This window comes from Arthrobacter cryoconiti, from assembly GCF_020905375.1.
Taxonomy (GTDB): Bacteria; Actinomycetota; Actinomycetes; order Actinomycetales; family Micrococcaceae; genus Specibacter; species Specibacter cryoconiti.
On the sequence record NZ_JAJJBU010000003.1, the window covers coordinates 50,317 to 70,054 of the forward strand.

Annotated in this window: 15 protein-coding genes; 4 read left to right on the top strand and 11 right to left on the bottom strand. The window is 60.2% G+C overall.

Translation table 11 applies throughout. From position 1 onward, the window contains the following. Positions 1-15: 15 nt before the first annotated feature. From LOH53_RS00445 to LOH53_RS00480, 8 genes are all read right to left on the bottom strand, one after another. Positions 16-309: a WXG100 family type VII secretion target gene (locus LOH53_RS00445; protein WP_230065751.1), complete on the bottom strand. Its 294-nt coding sequence runs from the start codon at positions 307-309 to the stop codon at positions 16-18. Between the two features lie 107 nt (positions 310-416). Next, positions 417-1,892 (bottom strand): sensor histidine kinase, encoded by a 1,476-nt coding sequence (locus LOH53_RS00450; protein ID WP_326832714.1) that lies wholly within the window; start codon positions 1,890-1,892, stop codon positions 417-419. A 42-nt stretch (positions 1,893-1,934) separates the two neighbouring features. Further along, positions 1,935-2,645: a response regulator transcription factor gene (locus LOH53_RS00455; RefSeq protein WP_326832727.1), complete on the bottom strand. Its 711-nt coding sequence runs from the start codon at positions 2,643-2,645 to the stop codon at positions 1,935-1,937. Positions 2,646-2,732: 87 nt separating this feature from the next. Beyond that, positions 2,733-4,037 carry a sulfatase family protein gene (locus LOH53_RS00460; protein WP_230065754.1) on the bottom strand — a complete coding sequence of 435 codons (1,305 nt, stop codon included), beginning with the start codon at positions 4,035-4,037 and terminating at the stop codon, positions 2,733-2,735. Next, entirely contained in the window at positions 4,034-5,455 is a 1,422-nt protein-coding gene (locus LOH53_RS00465; protein ID WP_230065755.1) for a sulfatase family protein, read from the bottom strand. The genes LOH53_RS00460 and LOH53_RS00465 overlap by 4 nt, the downstream gene beginning before the upstream one ends. Before the next feature lie 8 nt (positions 5,456-5,463). Next, positions 5,464-6,387 carry a carbohydrate ABC transporter permease gene (locus LOH53_RS00470; RefSeq protein WP_230065756.1) on the bottom strand — a complete coding sequence of 308 codons (924 nt, stop codon included), beginning with the start codon at positions 6,385-6,387 and terminating at the stop codon, positions 5,464-5,466. A gap of 9 nt (positions 6,388-6,396) precedes the next feature. Continuing rightward, positions 6,397-7,362 carry a carbohydrate ABC transporter permease gene (locus tag LOH53_RS00475; protein ID WP_230065757.1) on the bottom strand — a complete coding sequence of 322 codons (966 nt, stop codon included), beginning with the start codon at positions 7,360-7,362 and terminating at the stop codon, positions 6,397-6,399. Further along, entirely contained in the window at positions 7,362-8,672 is a 1,311-nt protein-coding gene (locus LOH53_RS00480; RefSeq protein WP_230065758.1) for an ABC transporter substrate-binding protein, read from the bottom strand. Before LOH53_RS00480 ends, LOH53_RS00475 begins: the two co-directional genes overlap by 1 nt. A gap of 311 nt (positions 8,673-8,983) precedes the next feature. Here LOH53_RS00480 and LOH53_RS00485 point away from each other — a divergent pair, with 311 nt between their 5' ends. The 3 genes from LOH53_RS00485 to LOH53_RS00495 are packed head-to-tail and all read left to right on the top strand — an operon-like array spanning position 8,984 to position 13,057. Continuing rightward, positions 8,984-10,123 (top strand): GntR family transcriptional regulator, encoded by a 1,140-nt coding sequence (locus LOH53_RS00485; RefSeq protein ID WP_230065759.1) that lies wholly within the window; start codon positions 8,984-8,986, stop codon positions 10,121-10,123. Positions 10,124-10,130: 7 nt separating this feature from the next. After that, complete coding sequence (locus LOH53_RS00490; RefSeq protein ID WP_230065760.1) at positions 10,131-11,144, top strand: Gfo/Idh/MocA family protein; 1,014 nt, start codon at positions 10,131-10,133, stop codon at positions 11,142-11,144. Continuing rightward, positions 11,141-13,057 carry a DUF2264 domain-containing protein gene (locus LOH53_RS00495; protein ID WP_230065761.1) on the top strand — a complete coding sequence of 639 codons (1,917 nt, stop codon included), beginning with the start codon at positions 11,141-11,143 and terminating at the stop codon, positions 13,055-13,057. The genes LOH53_RS00490 and LOH53_RS00495 overlap by 4 nt, the downstream gene beginning before the upstream one ends. Here the strand turns inward: LOH53_RS00495 and LOH53_RS00500 are convergent. Continuing rightward, the gene (locus LOH53_RS00500; protein WP_230065762.1) at positions 13,017-14,537 is read right to left on the bottom strand and encodes a sulfatase-like hydrolase/transferase; all 1,521 of its coding nucleotides are present in this window, start codon (positions 14,535-14,537) and stop codon (positions 13,017-13,019) included. The genes LOH53_RS00495 and LOH53_RS00500 overlap by 41 nt on opposite strands. 160 nt (positions 14,538-14,697) lie before the next feature. On the opposite strand from LOH53_RS00500, the gene LOH53_RS00505 reads away from it, so the two are divergent. Beyond that, positions 14,698-15,537, top strand: a complete 840-nt coding sequence (locus tag LOH53_RS00505) for a sugar phosphate isomerase/epimerase family protein (RefSeq protein ID WP_230065763.1) — start codon at positions 14,698-14,700, stop codon at positions 15,535-15,537. Positions 15,538-15,718: 181 nt separating this feature from the next. Here LOH53_RS00505 and LOH53_RS00510 read toward each other — a convergent pair whose 3' ends face one another. Both LOH53_RS00510 and LOH53_RS00515 read right to left on the bottom strand, forming a co-directional pair. Further along, positions 15,719-17,386, bottom strand: a complete 1,668-nt coding sequence (locus LOH53_RS00510; RefSeq protein ID WP_230065764.1) for a DNA repair helicase XPB — start codon at positions 17,384-17,386, stop codon at positions 15,719-15,721. Beyond that, positions 17,383-19,716, bottom strand: coding sequence for a helicase-associated domain-containing protein (locus tag LOH53_RS00515; protein WP_230065765.1), 2,334 nt, complete (start codon positions 19,714-19,716; stop codon positions 17,383-17,385). Before LOH53_RS00515 ends, LOH53_RS00510 begins: the two co-directional genes overlap by 4 nt. Positions 19,717-19,738: the final 22 nt, after the last annotated feature.

The following is a 19,738-nucleotide window of genomic DNA, read 5'->3' on the forward strand; positions in this document are numbered from 1 at the left end:
ATCAACCTTTCCTTGTCAGCGCGTGGTAAACATCCTGGTGTTGGCGTCCTCGGCCTGCGCATATTGGGTTGCAGCCATGGACAGAGCTGAATTGATGCTCTCCAAGGACGCCTCCACTTTGATTTGGGTGGCATGCCATTCCTGAAGCAGTGCTTGGAAGTTGGTCGCTGCCGCTCCAGTCCACGTGCTTTCCAAATCCAATAGGTTGCGCTTCATGGCATCAACCTCCATTCGGATCCGATCCACTGATCCTTTGACTGCGGCGCTTTTGAGTGTCAGGTCTTCGCTGTTGACATTGAACTGTGCCATAGTGGCTCTCCTTGGTGGGCCTCACCTCATGGCTATTGCTAGAGGTGTTTCCACCGTAGAACTGTGCTGCCCTCTTGCGTTGCTAGCGGCTGGTGAATGTGGACGGCTCAGTCCTGTGGGTCCTCTGTGGAGGAATCAATGTCGTCGTCCGGTGTTTGGAATGGAAGCTCGATCGCCAAGGTGGCGCCACCTCCTGGCGTCTGTTCAACCCGGACAGTGCCATTGTGCGATGCCACAATGGCTGCGACGATGGCCAAACCAAGTCCGCTGCCCCCGGTGTTGCGGTCTCGTGATGAGTCGGCCCGGTAAAAACGTTCAAAGATACGTGGAGCCTCCTCCTCGGGAACTCCAGGACCGTGGTCACGGATCTTAATGACGGCTGTTTTCTGCTCGCCGTCCCCCCGGGATCCCACCATGATCTCCACCGGTGAGCCCTCTGGCGTATAGCGAAGCGCATTGCCCATCAGGTTGTTCACCACTTGACGCAATTTTGCTTCATCGCCGATGGTGGGTGCGGAAGTTCCAGTTCCGCCGTCGAGCCCCACAACAGTGAACGTCCGCTCGCGCGCAGAAGCCCTGGCATCCACCACGGCGTCATGGCCAATGAGCAGAAGATCCAGGGGCCGGAGCTGCAGAGGTCGTTGTTCGTCGATCCGCGCGAGCATGAGCAAGTCCTCCACCAGCGAGCCCATGCGCTTGGATTCGCTTTCAATCCGGCCCATGGCGGTGCCCACGTCGTCCGGGGTTTGCAGGGCGCCGTGGCGGTACAACTCGGAGAATCCCCGAATAGTGACCAGGGGCGTGCGGAGCTCGTGTGATGCATCAGCGACGAAGCGGCGCATTCGCTTCTCCGAGGCCGTACGCGCGGCAAAAGCATGCTCGATGTGAGCCAGCATGGTGTTCAGTGACTCTGACAACCGGCCGACCTCCGTGGCCGGGTTTTCAATGTCAACACGGCGTGAGAGATCTCCGGCAGCAATCGCGGCAGCAGTTTTCTCCACCCTCCCTAATGGTCTAAAGGAGCGGCTCACCGTCCAGTACGCGATCATTGTGCCGAGGGTGATAGCCAAGATGGCAACGCCAGCAATAACCACGGCCAGGCGTTCCATGGTGTTGTTGAGGTTTTCATAGGGCAAGCCCACCACGACGTAACCGCTATATTCAGGAGCGCTACCCACCAGATTGGCCGGGCCGTAGGTGAAGGACACGGGTGCGATCACTGTGACGCGCCAGGGTGCCCCGCCGTCAGTACTGGGGAGCGTGAATTTCTTCCCATTGAGGGCACCGGCCTGCGCCATCGTATAGCTAGGGTAGACAGGCTTGTCCTTGCCGGACCGGTTTTGATCTGCCAGCGTGGAATCGCTGAAATGGTAGCCGACGTAGTAATCAAAGCCGAAAGGCGACTGACCGGTGCTCTGAGAGTCGACCGTGCCATAGCCCACGATCGACTTTTGGAAGGTGGTCAGCTGCGAATCCATCTGATCTTCCAGAAAAGAGTGCAGCAATAAGAACGTTGTGGCTCCCAGTGCCAGGAGCGAAAGTGTCAGCAGGGCACTGGTGATGGCCACCAGCTGTGAACGCAATGATGCGTTCTTCCACAACGTAATCAATGTACTGGCGGGGGGCTAGCGCTTGTCGTTCGTCCGCAGCACATAGCCCACGCCGCGCTTGGTCTGGATCAGTGCCGGGAGCGTAGTGTCAGTGTCCACCTTGCGGCGCAGGTAGGAAATGTAGGATTCAACGATTGACGCGTCGCCGTTGAAGTCGTACTCCCATACGTGGTCAAGGATTTGAGCCTTAGAGAGGACCCTGTTGGGATTGAGCATCAGGTAGCGCAGCAACTTGAATTCTGTGGGGGAGAGTTCCACAGTGGTTCCAGCGCGGCGTACCTCATGGGCGTCGTCGTCGAGCTCCAGATCACCCACGCGCAAGACGGCGTCATCGTCCTCGGTGGGTTGGGTGCGGCGCAACACGGCGCGGATCCGGGCCACTACCTCATCCAGGCTAAATGGCTTGGTGACGTAATCGTCCCCGCCGACGGTCAGGCCCGTCACCTTGTCCTCGGTGTCGTCGCGAGCGGTTAGGAACAGGACAGGAAAATGGCGTCCCGCGGCCCTTAGCCGGCGTGTAACGGTAAACCCGTCCATGTCCGGGAGCATGACGTCAAGGACGGCAAGGTCAGGGTTGTACTCTTCAGCGGCGGCCAGTGCCTCGCGGCCATTGGCTGCTGCCACCACTTCGAATCCGGCGAACCGGAGGGAAGTTGAGAGTAGTTCGCGAATATTGGGCTCGTCGTCAACGACGAGCAGCTTTGCTTCAGGTCCGGTCTTCTTCACCATTTAAGTCTCCGACCATTGGCTGGGAATTTGCTGAGTATTCTATGGGCAATAACTGTCAGCCTACGCTCAGGCAGTTCACAGCGGCTAGTAGGGAAGGGTAAAAATCTCTTTCCGGATATGTGCGGGTGCCGACATTGGAAGGACTAATCTTTTCAGAAAGGACGTATCGCGGCTTTCCAGCGCCCAGTTCAGCAAGTGCTCACGCATTTCCTCTAGGACCTCAGCAAACGAGTCCTCCACCGCCAGGTTGCGTTGTTCTCCAGGATCAGCGCGGAGCTGGTGCAGTTGCTCCCGATTCAGGCCCCAGCTGTACACAGTGTATTTCCACGCCCCGCAAAGAAGGGATCGGCCGGAGGTTCGTGGCCCGGGGCGCGCCCCGTCACTGAAAACTGTCTGCACCACCACTGGACTCGGGTCCGGTTGCAGCACCGAAACCCCAGCGATTCCATCGGGAGCCGGAATGCCGGCAACGTCGCACAGCGTCGGAAGCAGGTTCAGCACCGCGGCTACCGGCGTATCAATGGTGGCCGCGGCCACCCCGGGGACGTGCAGCAGGAACGGGACTCGAATACATTCTTCGTACAGAGCGGTCTTTTGGTTCCAACCGTGCGAGGCATCCCCGTCGCCGTGATCACTGACGAAGACGACGGCGGTCTCCGCAAGATCGACGCTGTCCATGAGTTTGCCGATCTTTTCGTCAACTCGTGTGACGAGCGTTGCGTAAGCTGCCCGGTACGCCCTCCAGTCGTCGCTCGTGTAGTCCCGGGTTCCGTAGACGCGCTGGGCGGAATCTACTTCGACGGCAAGCGCCGACGGCGCGTAGGGGGAGGGAGAGAAATTCGCCGGCAGCGGAGGCGCCGAACCGACCGGTACGCGCGGAACATCGCCGTAAGGGAGAGGCTGCGAACGGGCGTACTCGCAAATGGTGTGAGGATCGTCAAAAGAGGCTACCAACATGAACGGGCGCTTCGAAGGGCGCTTGGACAGCCATTCCTTGCAGGCCTCCACCAGTCCTTCGTCGCCAAACGGATGGACGGCGGTGAAGCCGTCCTCCACCGAGGCGCTTGCCTGCTGAGCATGCCATTTTCCGGCATAGGCGCAGTCGTAACCGGCTACGCGAAACCAATGCCCCAGCGAAGCTGGATCGCGGCCAGGTTCCTCACCGTCCGCGGTATTGGAGCCGATGCCCAATTCATGCGGGTAGCGGCCCGTCACCATGGAGCTTCTGGCCGGTACGCACAGCGGAAAAGGCGTATATGCATGGGTGAAGGACAGGGAAGCCGCTGCCAGACGGTCCAAGTGTGGGGTGCGGAAATGGGAGTCAGTATCACGTGTCCGGTGCAGCGCATGGGCGGAGAACTGGTCCGCCATGATCAGCAGGATGTTCATCGGCCCTCGGCCAGTGCCGCGAGGGCAGCTTCCCCTGGCCAAGTCTGTGAGGCGTGGGCCAGCTTGGTTTGTAACGCCACGGCGTGGATCCGAATCCGTTCAGGGTCACTGACACTCACCAGTTCAAAGGGGTCCACAGCCAGGTCATAGAGGGTGGTGGAGAGTCCGTCGCGCTCATTGAAGCGGGCAATGAACTTGTCCGTGGCCGTGCGCAGGCCGCGTACATGATGTTCGGTTTCGTCTCGGGGGTAATAAAAGTACAAGGCAGAGTACGACGGCGGTGCGTCCTGCCCGGCGTCGTTGGTCCCGCCCTGTAAAAGAGCTCCGGAGACGTCCGCGCCCTGCATTTCGGAGGGCACCTGGCCGCCGTAACCCAGTAAGCCCAGGAGAGTCGGGGCGATGTCCACGCTGCACAGGCCCACGCTGCCGGCCATTGCCGGGTCGCGGCGCAGCTTGCCTGGCCACTTCAGAATGAAAGGGATCCGCATGGACTCCTCAAACGGCACGTTCTTGTACAGGAGCTCGTGGCTGCCCATTTGCTGACCATGATCGGACGTGAAAATCACCAAGGTGTCCGCGGTGAGGTTCAACTCGTCCAGGGTCTGCATGAGCCGACCTACTTGGGTATCAATGGCGCTGACTGCTGCATAGTACAGGGGCGCGATGGTGGCAGCTTCACGGCCTATAGTCGAGTCCAGCTCGACGTTGGGCCGTGTCAGTAGCTCGGCGGGGGACATCGCGGCATAGCTGGCGTCATGGCCGTCCGGGAGCTGGTCAAAGGGCTGGTGTGGCGGGTTCCACGACACCGCCAAAGCAAACGGAGCACGGTTCGCACCCGCGGCCCGGTGCAGAAAGTCAATTGCCATGTCAGTCTCATGGGCAGCGGACCACCCAGTTACGTCGACGCGTTGGTGCCGGGCGGCGTCGCCGGTCCAGTAGTGCGGGGAGAGGTGATCGTCGCAACAGCCGTAGGAGTACCAAAAATCAAAGCCGTGGCGCCGGTCAAGAGGGGAATAGGCATCCCAATAGCGCCCATCCTCCAGGGGGCCGCGGCCATGGATGGCGTCTTCGGACACGGGTGCTTCGAGATGCCATTTGCCGATGTAGCCAGTGTTGTATCCGGCATCCCTGAGCACTCCAGCCCATGAAGGGGCATCGGGGCGCAGGCCAACGCCCCACTCCGCGGTTTCAGAATTCACGTTATACGTCACCCCGTTGAAGGACGGGTACTGCCCGCTCATCATCATGGCCCGGTGCGGGCTGCACACGGGATAGTTGCTGACAGCGTTAGCCAAGGACACGCCGTCGGACGCCATGGCATCTAAGAAAGGGGTGGAAACAGCGTCGCCGCCCAGTTCCACGCACATGGCCCGGAACTGGTCGGCGACGATGAAGAGCAGGTTAGGCGTCTTTGCCATGATATTTACTATTTGCCCATGCCCAGGGTTAGGCCCTCTGTAAGGCGCCGACCCAGCCAAATATAGATGACCAGCATGGGCAGGATCACGATGCACAGGCCTGCGAACAGTCCACCCCAGTCGGCGCCGGAGTAAGTTTGCTGCTGTACGAAGGAGATCAGGGCGACCGGCAGTGTGTACTTGTCGGAGCTCTGGAGCAGGGTCAACGCGAGCAGGGTTTCATTCCAGCTACCTACCACCAGCAGCACAAAGGCGGTGAGGATGCCGCCCTTGGCCAGAGGCAGGGTGACCTGGACAAAGGTGCGCAGAGCGGACGCTCCGTCGAGGGCAGCCGCTTCCTCCATTTCAAGAGGGAGACTGCGGAAGAAGGCCGTCAACAAGAAAACGGTGAACGGCAGCGACAAACCAATGTAGACCAGGTTCAAGCCGATCAAGCTGTTGGTCAGGTGCACCTTGTCCAGCATGACAAAGAGCGGGATCAAGATGACCTGGGCTGGGATGCCCAGTCCAAGGATGAAGTACAGGCTCAGGCCATCGGTGAGACGGTTTTCCACCCGGCTGAGATAGTAGGCGGCAGGTGCGGCAACGGCCACGCACACGAACGAGGACACCGCCGTGGTCAAAATACTGTTAAGTGTGGCCAAGGCGAAACCACTGACATTCCAGGCCGTGGCGAAGTTGTCGAAGTTGAACGACGTTGGCAGACCCCATGGGCTTTCCAGGATTGCATGGGTGTCGCGGAAGGCCTGAAGCACGATCCAGACGAGCATGGCGATGAATAGCACCACCACTGCCCACAGAATAAAGACTCCGATGCTGCGGACCCAGTTGTGATCGGCCTGCAGGGCGGGACTGACGCCGCCACGGTTTCTTTTGCGACGGACCGGCGGTGGACCGGCTTGCTCGGACGGAGACGAGGTAAGGGCTGTCATGAGGATTCCTTAGAACTCAATGGCGTCACGGCGCATGGCACGGCGCAGGAGCACCACCAATACGGTAACCAAGGCCAAAGAAATGATGGCTGATGCTGTGGCGGCACCATAGGCCGGGGTGGACATGCCGGAGAATGCTGTGACATAGGTGTACACGGCCACGGACCAGGTTTGGGTGGGTGGCAGGCCTGCGCCGCTGCTGCCGCCAAAGACCCAGATGATTTCGAAGATCTTGACGGAGGAGATGGTCCACAGCACGGCACACGTGCCGAAAACGTCCCAGGTCAGTGGCAGAATGACGTACCGAAGGCGCTGGAGCGCCGTTGCACCGGCAAGAGCGCAGTCCTCATAGAAGTACGGCGGGATCCTGTCTACTCCGGCCATGATGATGGTTGTGAAGTAACCGGTCGTGGTCAGCACCATGGTGGCCATGATCAACGGAAAGATGTTGTCCTGGGCCAGCCAAGCCGGCGGTTCCGTGACTCCCAGAGGCTTGAGCAGGCTGTTGACCATGCCGCCCGGGTTGAAGATGAAGCCGGCCAGAATGCCAAAAACAAGGGCGTTGATCAGGTGAGGGAAGAAGATGACGTTGCGGGCTATCTTCTTTGCAGCCATGTCCCGGAGAACCAGCGTCATGGCAAAGGCCAAAATGAAGATTGCCGCACCAACCACGAACAACAGGAGCAGCGTGTTTCCGAAGGATTTCACGAACAACGGGTCTTGGAAGACTTGAATGTAGTTCTTGAAGCCCACGAAGGTCATGGGGCCGGAACCGGCCCATTCGTTGAGACTGATCCAGACTGCTGCTATCGCGGGGACGATGAACAACACGGTGTAGAAGAGGAAAGCCGGTCCGACGAACGGTACCAGAAGCTTGCGGCGCTGGCGTTCAATGCTGCTGCCGCCCCGACCCTGCTCCGGCTTGAGAGCCGGAGCAGGGTTGCGACGGGTGCGCTTGAGGGTGGAGGCAGACATTAGCCCTGCGCCTTCCAGTAAGCGATCGTCTTCTCCTTCATTTGGGAGACGAACTCGCCAGCATCAATTTTGCCTGTGAACAACAGGTCATCGGTGGGGTTGAAGTTTTTCTCCATGTAGCCGGCAGTGGTGACTCCGTCATTACCCATGTAAATTTCCTTAGCGTTGTCAATCGCTTTCTTGACGGAGGTGAGCTCCGGTGCAATGGCGGCGTCGGCACGCACAGGCAGAACCTTGGCATCCGTTCCTTCGGCGTCTTGGTACTTTTTGCCCATCAAGAAGGCTGCCAGTTGCTGGGCGCCTGCGGCGTTCTTTGCCTTCTTGGGAACGGCAAAGCCGGTGAAGTCAGCTCGCGCCATGGCGGGCTTTCCGGCCACGGACGGGTATGGGAATGAGGCGTATTTGAATCCGGGAGCGGCATACGTGCCGGTCTCTGTCGGGATCCATGAGCCGTTGAAGAGCAGATCTGCTCCTCCGGTGGCCCAGGCTTGCTGCTGGGCGGGCCACTTGCTGGCGTTGTAGCCCTTGATCATGTATCCGTTGTCGACGAGTTGCTGCACCGTCTTTGCTGCGGCCATGACCGCAGGGGAGTCCCAACCGGCGCCGGTCTTGTCGGCAGTAATTTTGGCGAATGCGCCGGGTCCTTCACTGTGGACCAGCGCACTAACAAACCAGTAAGCGTTGTAGCCGGCGATGTCGGCATCAGCAGCTATTGGCGCCTGCCCGGCAGCTTTTTGCTTGTCTAGGAGAGAGATAAAGTCTGTCCACGACGCCGGCGGGTTCGTCACCAGGTCCGGGTTCTTTTCTGCGTTGAACCAGACAGCGTCCGAGGTGAGACTGTAGGGCACCATCCACGGCTGGCCGTCTTTACCCTTGATGTTGTTCACAGCGAGGAACTTAGCCGGAATGAGCTCCGAGAGCTTCTTGCCGTCAATCATGGTGTTGTACGCGTCCGTCATTGGCAGCGCTTGTCCGGTGCTTCCCAATGCGATGTCGAGATTGGATTCAGAACCGTCAATGATGTCCGGGACGTTGTTGGTGTTCAGTGCCGGAATGATCTTTTTGGTGTTGGTTCGGCCCTGCCACTGCACATCGACCTTGGTACCAGTTTGTTTTTCGAAATCGGCGATGGCGTTTGCCATCACTTTTTGCTGCGGCTCGCCGACCTTCCACATAGACCAGTACGTCACTGTACCGCCCCCAGCAGAATTGGCGCTGGTACTGGCGCCACCACCCCCACAGGCTGTCAGGGCGAGCGTAGCTCCGGCCAACACGGCCAGGGCCTTTGAAAACCTAAAGTTAGGACTCATTTAGGACACCTCGTAAAGTAGTTGTGCCGTAGATCACGGCCTAGTGAGATGACTCAACCAGTCGGCAAAGAGATGAATCAAGGAGTATTTTGAGCTCTTTTTGGAAAACTTTCCACTCTTTGCTCGTCCTAGACACTCCAGATCACCGCGTAGGCGCGGATTCTGCGGCCTTTTGGTGCGATAAAGAACAGGCACTTTAAAAAAGGCATCAACGGATCCGAAAAATTGTTGGAAGAATGTTTCCTAAATCAACCTTTATTCCTATCTTCTTGGCTTGGCAGACTGGCCGGGATGCACTGTGAAAGGAAGCCGTGACTAAGAACCCAGCCCCGCGAAAGATCCGAGATGCTGATACACGCGACCTAAAATTCCGCTCATTGGCTGCAGATCTTCGCCGCGGCATTCAGGCTGGGACCTGGGCGGTGGGCGCCAAACTACCCACTGAAGCCCAACTGGCTGCAGAGACCGGCTTGTCTCTGACAACCGTGAGGCGGGCCTTTGATGACCTGGTCCATGAAGGGCTTGTGCTGCGGCGCCAAGGTGCTGGCAGTTTTGTTGCAGCGAGGCAACCGGCTCGGCGTCGTTCCCGGTTGACGGTCGGAGTGCTGCTCCCTGATACGCAGCTGTACTACCCTCGCGTTCTGCAGGGAATTGAGGAGACGTTGTCGGCACAGGATGTGAGTCTGCAGTTGGCTACGTATAACTACCTCCCTGAGCGGGAGGATTCGAGCATCGCTTTTCTCATTGAGTCCGGCGTGGATGGACTTATTCTGGTGCCCACCTTGACGGACATTGCGGACCCAGGCCGTCGCGTCACGGACCTGATGGCGCTGGACGTGCCTGTGGTGCTGCTTGAGCGCAGCCTGACGGACCTTGGGCCGGGGGACCGAACAGAGCACGTTTGTTCGGATCACCAAGGTGGAGCCTACGACGCCGTATTGCACCTCCTCGGTCTGGGGCACAAGAGTGTGTCGTTGCTAACGAGAGCGCAAACACCTACTGAAGCGGCCATTGTGGCCGGGTATCAGCGTGCTGCGGCTGACCAAGGGTTCGCCCCTCAGATGACCCGAATACTCAAAAGCGACTGGGAAAACGGTGCCCCGGACAAGGCTGTGGCCATGTTGCGACAGGTGGGGGCCACAGCTGCCCTTGTCTTTGGTGACAGGGAGGCAACATTACTTGAGGCCGCGGCGCAGCGAGCCGGAGTCCGGATTCCCGAGGACCTTGCGCTTGTTTCCTATGACGATGAAATGGCGGACCTTGCGCAGGTTCCGTTGACCGCAGTCGCCCCCGCCAAACATCGGATGGGAAAAATGGCTGCTGAAATCTTGCTCCGTCGGCTTGCTGAAGGAGACGACTGCCCGATCCACCAAGTTCGGCTTCGACCGCGGCTTGTCGTTCGGAAATCTTGCGGTGCCATCAGGCCACCTGCACACAACGAAGAGGAATGAGTCGAACATGCGGTTGGGAATTATTGGAGCCGGGGCTGTGGCAGTGCTGCATGCCGAAGGTGCCGCCGTCCTCGACGGAATCGAACTCACTGCTGTCTGTGATCTCCGGGCCGACGTCGGCGCACGAGTAGCCGAACCCTGGGGAGCCGCGGTCTTTACGGATTATCGTCAGATGCTGGCGGCCGGCGTGGTGGACGCGGTGGTCATCAACACTCCGCATAGCTTGCACAAGGAGATGGTGCTTGCAGCGGCAGCTCACGGCATCCATGTGCTTGTGGAAAAGCCGATGGCCACCACCCTCGCTGACTGCGTGGCCATGGAAGAGGCGTGTGTCCGTGCCAACGTGGTCATGGTGGTCGGGCTGATTCAGCACTTCATGGGTGAAAAGATCGCGCTATCTGCGGAGCTTTGCTCTGGGCGTCTTGGGAAAGTTCTGATGATCCATGATTACCGCAGCACGGATTACCGTCCCGCTGCCCGCCCTGCCTGGTTTTTTGACCGCGCAATCTCCGGGGGTGGGGCATTTATCAACATTGGCGCCCATTGTTTGGACCGTTCAATCTGGATCGGTGGGGCTCCTGCTGTGCGCATAGCTGCGAGCACACTGAATCGCTTTGGGGCTCCCGTTGAAACTGACGGCACCATGGAAATTGTTTTAGAAAATGGTGTTCAAGTGCGCATTTCCATCGTTTCTGACACACCGCACCATGTGGATGAAATGCTGGTGGTCTGCGAGAACGGGACCATTACGGCGGACCCGCGCAGCGGAACCTTCGTGGAGATCGACGGCACTTGCACCCAGATACATGAGTCATCGGAGCAGGACATTCAGCACGCCTTCACAGCCCAGCTAAAAGATTTTGCCGCTGCCGTGGACGGCGCCGTACCCAGCGTGGATGGCGAGCATGCCAAGCATGTGGTGGAGTTGGTGATGGCCGCATACGTCTCAGCCCAATCCGGCGTACCCGTTGACGTGGGCATTGCCGCGCGGCCGGGGGTGTCTTTACAGGACGCGCAGTGAATTGGCGCAAGGTGGGCACCGATCCGCACATTTCCCCATTTACCGGGTGGACCCGGGAGCACTGGGAGGCTGCGGCTGATGAACAAATCGCTGCAGCTTGGCGCTATTCTTCCCCCGGGGCTGCCCAGGTGCGTTTCCCTTCCGGACACGACCAGGATTCGGTGGAGCTCCTTGAAGGCTTCGCGCGGACATTTTTACTAGCCGCCTTTCGCCTTGCGGGGGCGGCGGGGAACCCAGAACGAGTGCCGGCGGGTTTGGCGCAGTGGTATGCCCGGGCTTTGGATGCTGGAACGGCACCGGAGTCACCAGAACGTTGGCCCCGCCTGACAGACCACGGACAAGCCACTGTGGAAGCCACTGGCATTGCCTTGGGACTACACCTGACGCGCCCCTGGATCTGGGACGAAGTACCCCAATCTGTACGCGATAACACTGCTGCGTGGCTCTCTGAGTCCGCATATTCGTATGGTGCGGAGAACAATCATGTCCTCTTCGCCGCCACTATCCAAGCTTTCCTCTGTTCGGCTGGATACCCTTACGACGGCGCCGGCATCGAGGCCGCACTAGCTCGGATTGAGGACTGGTACGTCGGTGACGGGTGGTATTCTGACGGTGAAGGTCGCCGGTTTGACCACTACAACGCCTGGACGTTCCACCTGTACCCGTTCTTCATCCTTGACATGTTGGGTGAACCGGAAAGCACCGGACGCCGGCAGATCTACCGGGACAGATTGGCTCAATTTGTGCACGGCTACAGCCACCTCTTCGGAGCCAACGGGGCGCCACTGATCCAGGGGCGATCGCTCATCTACCGGTGGGGCGTGACAGCACCCTTCTGGATGGCCTTACGCGAAGGAATTGCCGTCATTTCTCCGGGAACGTCCCGACGCTTGGCGTCCGGGACGCTGAAATATTTCCTCACTGGTGGTGCTGCCCCCGACGGCGTATTGACCCTCGGGTGGCACGGCGTGGATAGCTCAATCTTGCAGTCTTACAACGCTCCGGGCTCACCGCAATGGGCGGCAAAAGGCTTTCTGGGGCTGCTACTACCGGCTGATCATCCCGCCTGGGCGGACGTGGAGGAAGCGCTCCCCGTAGAACAGGCGGACTTCGCGCTCCCGCTGAAAGGTCCGGCATGGCTGGCCGTGGGAACACGGGCCACAGGTACCGTTCGCGTACTCAACGCAGGAAGCGACGGTCACCCACAAAAGGATGAGCCGCTTTACCGCCGTCTGGCGTTTTCCACCGCCACGGTTCCATGGCTCGACGCCGGTTGCCGGGACAACGATGTTTACCTCACCGGCCACGGTTCCACCAGTCGGCACCGCGGATTGCGCGGGGGTAGCGTGCGCCCTGGGGGCACTTCTAGTACATTCTCCCTTGATGCCGACGGCCGGGATGTGAGTGTCCAAATAGCCTGCTCCGTGATCGAAGGCATTGAAGTGCGCGCCGCCAAACTCACCGGCGTCGTGGGGCTAACCCCAGCCGTCTCCGGCTACCCGCGCAGTGCCCGTGAAGCACTCGTTGGCTGGTCAAAGATGCAGGGCGCCGAAGTGAGCTCCGTGGCGGGCGCCATCATGTCCAGCTTGCTCCTGCTGGACGGCAGCGCCGAGGCAACCGCCCGTGTGGTTTATGGCGGGGCAACCATCCTCGGTGTACACTCGGCCGTTCCCATCCTTGAATGGGGCCCAGTGCGAGCCAATGAACTTCGGGTGCTCTACCTTGTGGGACTGGACCTATCCTTGGCTGATCTTGAGCAATTTGCCGCGCGGATGCAGTGGGAATGGACCCCGGACGGGGTGCAACTACTCATCGGTGAGCAGCATGTGGTGCTTCCGTGGCAGCGTAAGACACCATGGCAGGCAGATGCAATCAACCAAAGCGTTTTTCGCTGGGAACCGCCCCGATACTAGCAGTGCTGCTTGGGGCCGTACCGTCCCAGTTGGGTTGCGTAAACGCTCCGGCCGGGTCCTCAGCAAGTCTCCCGTCGGCCGCTCTGATCGGGCAGTGCTGCCCTGCGCCTGCCACGGGTAGAGCGGAGCCATCAAATTCGGGAACACCATGAAGGGTAAACCACTCTGCCATTTGTGCGCGCAAGCCACTAATGGTGTGGTGGGTGTCGCCGTCGTCCATCAAATTCTGCCGCTCTCCCGGATCCGCGGCTAAGTTGTAAAGCTCGTGGGGTCCATCAGGGTAGCGGTGAACGTACTTCCATTCGTGCGTGCGGATCATCCGGACAGGTCCGTATTCGTCATACACCACCACCGCTTGGTCCTGGCGGTCGGCGGCAGCACCGCTACGGGTCTTCGCAGCTGGAGCCAACAACGGTGCAAAGGAAGAACCTGGCCCGGCCTCGAAGGGTGCCGGGTCCAAGCCAGCCAAATCGAGGATGGTGGCGGCGACGTCGTAGGCGGAGAGAAGCTCGTGGCGCACCACGTCCGCATCAATATGGCCTGGCCAGTGGAAAATGGCAGGAACTTTCACCGACGAGTCATACATGTTTTGTGGGAACGTGCCGTTGCCCTTGCCCCACACGCCGTGGTGACCGGCGTTGAAACCGTTATCACTGCTGAAGATGATCAGCGTGTCGTTTGCAATGCCCAGGAGTTCTAGATGTTCCATAATCGAGCCTATGGCTGCGTCCATGGCGCTGACGGCGGCAAAGTAGCCCACCAGGGCTGCCCGTACATCCGGCTCGCCGCCGATCGCAACCCCGTTCACGGTGGGTTGCCACGGGTGGGGGGCTTCCTGGGGGCAGCTGGCAAAAGAGCAATCTGCGTACAGGTCCTCAAATTCCTTGGGGTGCTGGCCCTTCCAGGGCTTATGGGGCGCCGTGTAGTTCACGGATAAAAAGAACGGTTCCTCGCGGTTCGCCTCCTTGTCTAAGAAGGCATGGGCGTCAGCCGTGATGGCGTCTGTGAGGTACTCGCTGACTTTCTCGCGCTCGCCGTTGCGGTACATGGTCGCGTCCCGGTAAGGACTACCGCCGCCCTCTAGACCGAACCAGTGGACAAATCCGCGACGTGCGGCGTCGTTCGCGCCCAGATGCCATTTTCCCGCCAGGCCCAACCGGTAGCCGTGGTCCGCTAGAACGTCTGTGAAGAGTGCTTGTCCAGCCAGGAAGTCGGGGGCCTTTGGACCAACCTCAACACCGGTGAGGTAATCGTGGACGCCGTGCCGGGAAGGGATTTGCCCTGTCATTAGGCTGGCGCGGGCCGGGGAGCAGACGGGGGAGACGCAAAAGAAGTTCTCGAGCCGGGTACCCGATGTGGCCAGGGCATCGAGGTGGGGAGTTTGGATCTCGTCGTTGCCGGCACATCCGAGCGCCCAAGGGCCCTGGTCGTCGCTGAGAATGAAGACGATGTTTGGTCCAATTTTTTTCGCGTTAACCATGGCTACTCCTTAGGCGGACGACGTATTTTAGAAAATTACCATCTTCAAAGAAGAGAAATAAAGAAGTATTTAGAAAGCCCACATCGTGTTTGGAAAGCGGTTTCCGGCCTTGGTTCGAGGGGTATCCTGAGACAACTGAAAGCATATTGAAAGGGGCACCATGCCACTGGCATTTTCAACGCTAGGCTGTCCGGGTTTGTCATTGGAAAATGTGATCGCGCTCGCACACGCTAGCGGAGTTACTGGTCTGGAACTGCGCGTGGCTGCCGGCGAATCTGTCTATCCTGGCATGTCCGGTGAGCAAGCGCGCGCTGTGGCTAGGACCCTGAGTCAGGCTGGTTTGGTGGTCTTGGCGCTGGCCAGCTATGTGCGCGTTTGCCAGCCCGATCCGGAGGGTCGCGACGGGGAGGTCGACGCCGAACTTCGCGACGCCGTCGAGCTTGCCGCGGCTCTTGGCAGCCGATATGTCCGAGTGTTTCCGGGTGCCGGAATTATCCCCACTTTGAAAGAGGAACCCAACCCCGCCATGCTCTCTGCAGACAAACTTGGTGGGCTTCGGCTCAACAGGGCGGCCGCGCAGGCCACGGAACTTGGCGTGACATTGCTGTTGGAAACACACGATTCCCATCCACGCGGCCAGGACATCATGCGGATCCTGGGCCACGTCGATACCGGTGCGCCGGTGCAGGTCATCTGGGATCTGATGCATCCTTGGCGCCATGATGAGGCTCCTGGGCGAACGGCACAACTATTGGCTGGGTCGCTGGCCTACTCGCAATTCAAGGACGGAATACGCAAAGCTGAGACCTACGACGTCACATTGACGCTGCCGGGGGAGGGAGAGCTGCCCTTGCGTGCCATGCGCGATCTGGTGTTTGGCATCGCCGCCTCACACGGCACTGTGGATCCGTGGATTTCACTGGAATGGGAACGTGCCTGGCATCCAGAACTGCCTCCACTTGCAGATGCCATTGCTGCCCTGCGGGCAGTTCTCGCTTAGACGGCTTACAGCTTGCGGCCAGTCTGTCCTCTGACCTTGTGGAGTCGAGGAATCGTGGGGCCCCCGCGTCAGCAATTTTGCCCGGGGCTGACCGCGCCGCGCTCGCGGTGCGAATGCGCGGAGCCTAGTGCCCCTGATGTAACCGAGCGTTGGGGGAGAGTGCCCCTGATGTAACCGAGCGTCAGGGGGCGTCGATGATGCGGTAGGCGTAGCCCTGTTCGGCCAGGAAACGCTGGCGTTTGGCGGCGAAGTCTGCGTCCACCGTGTCACGGGCTACGAGGGTGTAGAACGTTGCCGTGCGGCCGTCCTCTTTGGGACGCATGAGTCGCCCCAGTCGCTGTGCTTCCTCCTGGCGTGAGCCGAAGGACCCTGAAACCTGGATAGCCACGGAAGCTTCCGGGAGATCGATTGAAAAGTTGGCGACCTTTGAAACAACTAATGTCTTGATGATCCCCTGCCGGAATTCTTCAAAGAGCTGTTGGCGCCGCTTCACGCTGGTCTCTCCCTTAATTAGAGGTGCGTGAAGCCGTTCGGAAATCTCGTCGAGTTGGTCGATGTATTGCCCGATCACCAGCAGTTGTTCCCCTGCGTGTTGGGCAGCTAATTTTTCCACGACATCAGTTTTGCTCTCAGAGGTGGCGCACAAACGGTACTTCTGGGAATCGTCCGCCATGGCGTACGTCATGCGCTCGTCGGCGGGTAGATCAATCCGGACCTCTATGCAATCTGCCGGAGCGATGTACCCCTGAGCCTCAATGTCCTTCCATGGGGCGTCGTACCGCTTGGGCCCGATCAGTGAAAACACTTCTCCCTCCCGGCCGTCCTCGCGCACGAGGGTCGCTGTCAGCCCCAGCCGCCGTCGAGCTTGCAGATCAGCGCTCATGCGGAAGATGGGGGCGGGCAGTAGATGCACTTCGTCGTAGATGATCAGCCCCCAGTCGTTGTCGTTGAGCAGTTCCAGGTGCGGGTAAAGACCGCCTCGGCGGGTGGTCAGGACCTGGTAGGTGGCGATCGTGACAGGCCGTACTTCCTTGGCGGCGCCTGAATACTCACCGATCTCCGCCTCCGTGAGCGAAGTCCGGCGCAGCAGTTCTGCCTTCCACTGTCTGGCCGAGACAGTGTTCGTGACCAGGATCAGCGTAGTGGTGCCAGAGACCGCCATGGCTGCTGCACCAACGATCGTTTTGCCGGCACCGCAGGGCAGTACGATCACGCCCGATCCGCCGGCCCAGAAATTCTCCACCGCCATCGCTTGATAGGGGCGCAGGGACCAAGCGCCCAGAGACGCGCCTGTTGAGTCCACAGCGTCCGCATCCCCCGCCGTGAGCGTAATCGGATGCGGAGTACCGTCAACGTACCCGGCGAGATCCTCTGCCGGCCAGCCAGCTTTGAGCAGCAACGCCTTGAGCTCACCTCGCTGCGAGGAATGGACCACAACCGTCTGTGCGTCAATGAGCGGACCCAGCAGAGGCGCGATCTTCTTTGCGTGCATGACCTCCTCCAGTATGGGGAAGTCTGTGGTGCGCATGACCAGTCCGTGCACGGGGTCTTTTTCAAGACGCAGACGCCCGTAACGCGACATTATTTCGGCAATGTCGATCAGCAGTGGATGTGGCACGGGGAAGCGGGAATAGCGCAGCAATGTGTCCAGTACCTGTTCGGCGTCCAGCCCAGCGGCCCGAGCATTCCACAGCCCCAGGGGCGTGAGCCGATAGCTGTGCATATGTTCCGGGGCCCGCTCCAACTCGGCAAACGCAGCGATCGCATGGCGTGCTTCCGTAGCCTGCGGATGACCGATCTCCAGCAGGATGGTCTTATCGCTTTGGACGATCAACGGCCCGTCATTCATGGGGTCTCCTTCGTGGCTTCAGGGATCTTTTCCGCCGTGATGATCCGGCTGACGGGAATCCATTGCTCATGGCCGGCGTCGGGCACGCTCACGCGCAGCCGGCCTTCGATGAGTGCCAACGGGCGCACCACTAACCGCACTTCGCCTCCGTCGCTACCTGCCATTGTCAACTGGGTGAGAGCTCCGGTGGCAACAGCATGACTCAATCGTTCTTGCACCAGCGCCGTCGCGGACTCGCCATGCCCAGGGCTCCATGCGGGCCGGCTGCGCAGCAACGCCAGCTGTTCGTGCCTCGGGTCCAGAGGTACGACGCCGAGGTCCCCGCCAGTCTCGATTCTGGCCCTGGCCGCGGCTGCTTCATAGGGGGCGAGCGTGGCGTGCTCTGCGGGTTCTCTGGGGCGTTTCACACGCGTGGGATTGGCGCGAATGGCAAGATCACCGTTGGCTAAAGAGGCATTGACGCCGATGGCGCGCAGTGCCTTGTCGACTTCGGCAGGGGGCAGAGCGGAGATGGCGACCGTGGGTGCGATCAGCGTAAATCGCACGAGTGCACCGATGTCCCCGGCCAGCAGCTCCGCGAGTCGAGCAGGAGTGTCAGTGGTGATGAAGGTGGAAGCGGCACCGAGCATGATGCGTCCGTGCCGGGCGGCAGCGTCCTTGATGAGGTATCCAAGAGGCTGTGGGATTGGAGTGGTTGAGTGCTTACTTAAGAAGGCCGTGATGTCCGCCTCGGAGCGTCCGGCCGTGAATCCGCGTCCAAGCGACGCAGTACTGAAACGGTAGATGCCAGCGGCGCCTTTGCCTTCCGTGTCAGCGATCAGCGCGAGCTCACCGGATAGCGCGGGAGAGAGATAACCGGGGGCGATCGCGGTGAGATCGCCCTGCAACAGGACGTGCTCAACCGGCTTGGGCAGGGCCTGGTCCACGAGTGCCAACGCGTTCTCCCAGTCCCGTGCGATCACGGAAGCGCCCATGTCCGTCAAGGCGCTGGCGCCGGTGATTCCCAAGATCTCCGCCTCGGCCAAAAAGCCCGGAAGAGCTGCGGTGACGCGGCGGGCTGGACGCGGATAGTGCCAGGCGTAGCGTTCCCCCAGTTCCGTAATGGTCGGCGCCAGGGCGTGCGGGGGCACAGTCTTTACACGGGCGCCCCCGTAGTAGGTGCCCAGTACATCGAGCACGGTGGCGCGCAGCATGGCTGCGTCGGGGCGTAGTACGGCTCCGCTCAGGACCGTAACCACGGGCTTGCCGGAGCCCACCAGGGACGGCAGCCGAGTGGACTCCAACCAGGCAGTGACGAGCCATAACCACTGCTCGGCACGTTCACGCTGCAGCCATCCGGTTGCCGTGGGTCGCCACGTTGACGTGTCTGGATCCAGGGTCAATAGCCCGGCCATGGAAGCCAGCTCCAAGTAGAAGTACAGTTGTGCCACGCCGGTGTCGGTGTCCTGGCTTGCGTTGCGCACGGGACGCACGCCTACGCCGCCCGCAGCCAAGGTAGGCAGCGGAGTTCGGTTCACGGATTCGAGCAGGCTGGCCATGGTGCGCAGGAGAGTGGCGATGGCACTCAATGCCGCATTGTCTCGCAGTGAATCGGGCACAGTGCCGATTTCCTGTTTCGCCGGGACCGGTTCAAAGTGTGAAATGACATGGCCGTGACGCAACGCCAACCCCATCTCGCGGGGCAGCTCCACATGAGACTTGTCGATGGCCACCAAAAACCCCTTGTCCAGGAGCCAGTCTGCGGGGCCCCGGTTACCCCGGCCGAGAACGCCCAAGGGCGGGCCGGGCACTAATTTGGCCAGCAGCTCTGCAGCGCCAGCAGGCGCGTCGGCCAGCAGAGCATCTAAATCGTCGGCAAGCGTTGTTTCCGCACTGGCGCCCAGCTGGCGGTAGCTTCGGCCAAGCCCTGCAGGGTGAGAACCTAACATTTCGCGCACATTGGTCACGGGCAGGAAGTGCCGGTGACCGGCGTCGCAGGTACCGGAACTGGCCGAAGGGATGTTGACGGCAAGGGCGTAATCGCACAATTGCGCTAAAATGGCTGTCACTTGCTGGTGAGTTGCTCCGGAAACCGCAGTGGTCACCTCGGCGACAGTTGCTCCATAATCCGGATTTGCCGTGACCACTAGAGCAGTCAGCACTTGCAGCTGGGGCCGGTTGAGACGGTCAAGTGTACGGGCTAATCCTGCCCTGCTGCAGGCACGTGCCGCTAAGGCGGCGAAATCCACGGCGACCGGGTCCATGAGCTCAGGGCGCAATGTGAGCAGCCGCAATAAGGCAGTATCATCCCGTGCGGCAAGATCGGCGATTAACAGCGGGAGGGTGGACATCGTCAAGTGTGTTGGCCTAGCG

What these genes read in the sequence shown, in the direction of transcription:
- LOH53_RS00445 (WP_230065751.1), bottom strand. Translation starts at nt 309, where the DNA reads ATGGCACAGTTCAATGTCAACAGCGAAGACCTGACACTCAAAAGCGCC.
- LOH53_RS00460 (WP_230065754.1), bottom strand. Translation starts at nt 4,037, where the DNA reads ATGAACATCCTGCTGATCATGGCGGACCAGTTCTCCGCCCATGCGCTG.
- LOH53_RS00465 (WP_230065755.1), bottom strand. Translation starts at nt 5,455, where the DNA reads ATGGCAAAGACGCCTAACCTGCTCTTCATCGTCGCCGACCAGTTCCGG.
- LOH53_RS00470 (WP_230065756.1), bottom strand. Translation starts at nt 6,387, where the DNA reads ATGACAGCCCTTACCTCGTCTCCGTCCGAGCAAGCCGGTCCACCGCCG.
- LOH53_RS00475 (WP_230065757.1), bottom strand. Translation starts at nt 7,362, where the DNA reads ATGTCTGCCTCCACCCTCAAGCGCACCCGTCGCAACCCTGCTCCGGCT.
- LOH53_RS00480 (WP_230065758.1), bottom strand. Translation starts at nt 8,672, where the DNA reads ATGAGTCCTAACTTTAGGTTTTCAAAGGCCCTGGCCGTGTTGGCCGGA.
- LOH53_RS00490 (WP_230065760.1), top strand. Translation starts at nt 10,131, where the DNA reads ATGCGGTTGGGAATTATTGGAGCCGGGGCTGTGGCAGTGCTGCATGCC.
- LOH53_RS00500 (WP_230065762.1), bottom strand. Translation starts at nt 14,537, where the DNA reads ATGGTTAACGCGAAAAAAATTGGACCAAACATCGTCTTCATTCTCAGC.
- LOH53_RS00505 (WP_230065763.1), top strand. Translation starts at nt 14,698, where the DNA reads ATGCCACTGGCATTTTCAACGCTAGGCTGTCCGGGTTTGTCATTGGAA.
- LOH53_RS00510 (WP_230065764.1), bottom strand. Translation starts at nt 17,386, where the DNA reads ATGAATGACGGGCCGTTGATCGTCCAAAGCGATAAGACCATCCTGCTG.
- LOH53_RS00515 (WP_230065765.1), bottom strand. Translation starts at nt 19,716, where the DNA reads ATGTCCACCCTCCCGCTGTTAATCGCCGATCTTGCCGCACGGGATGAT.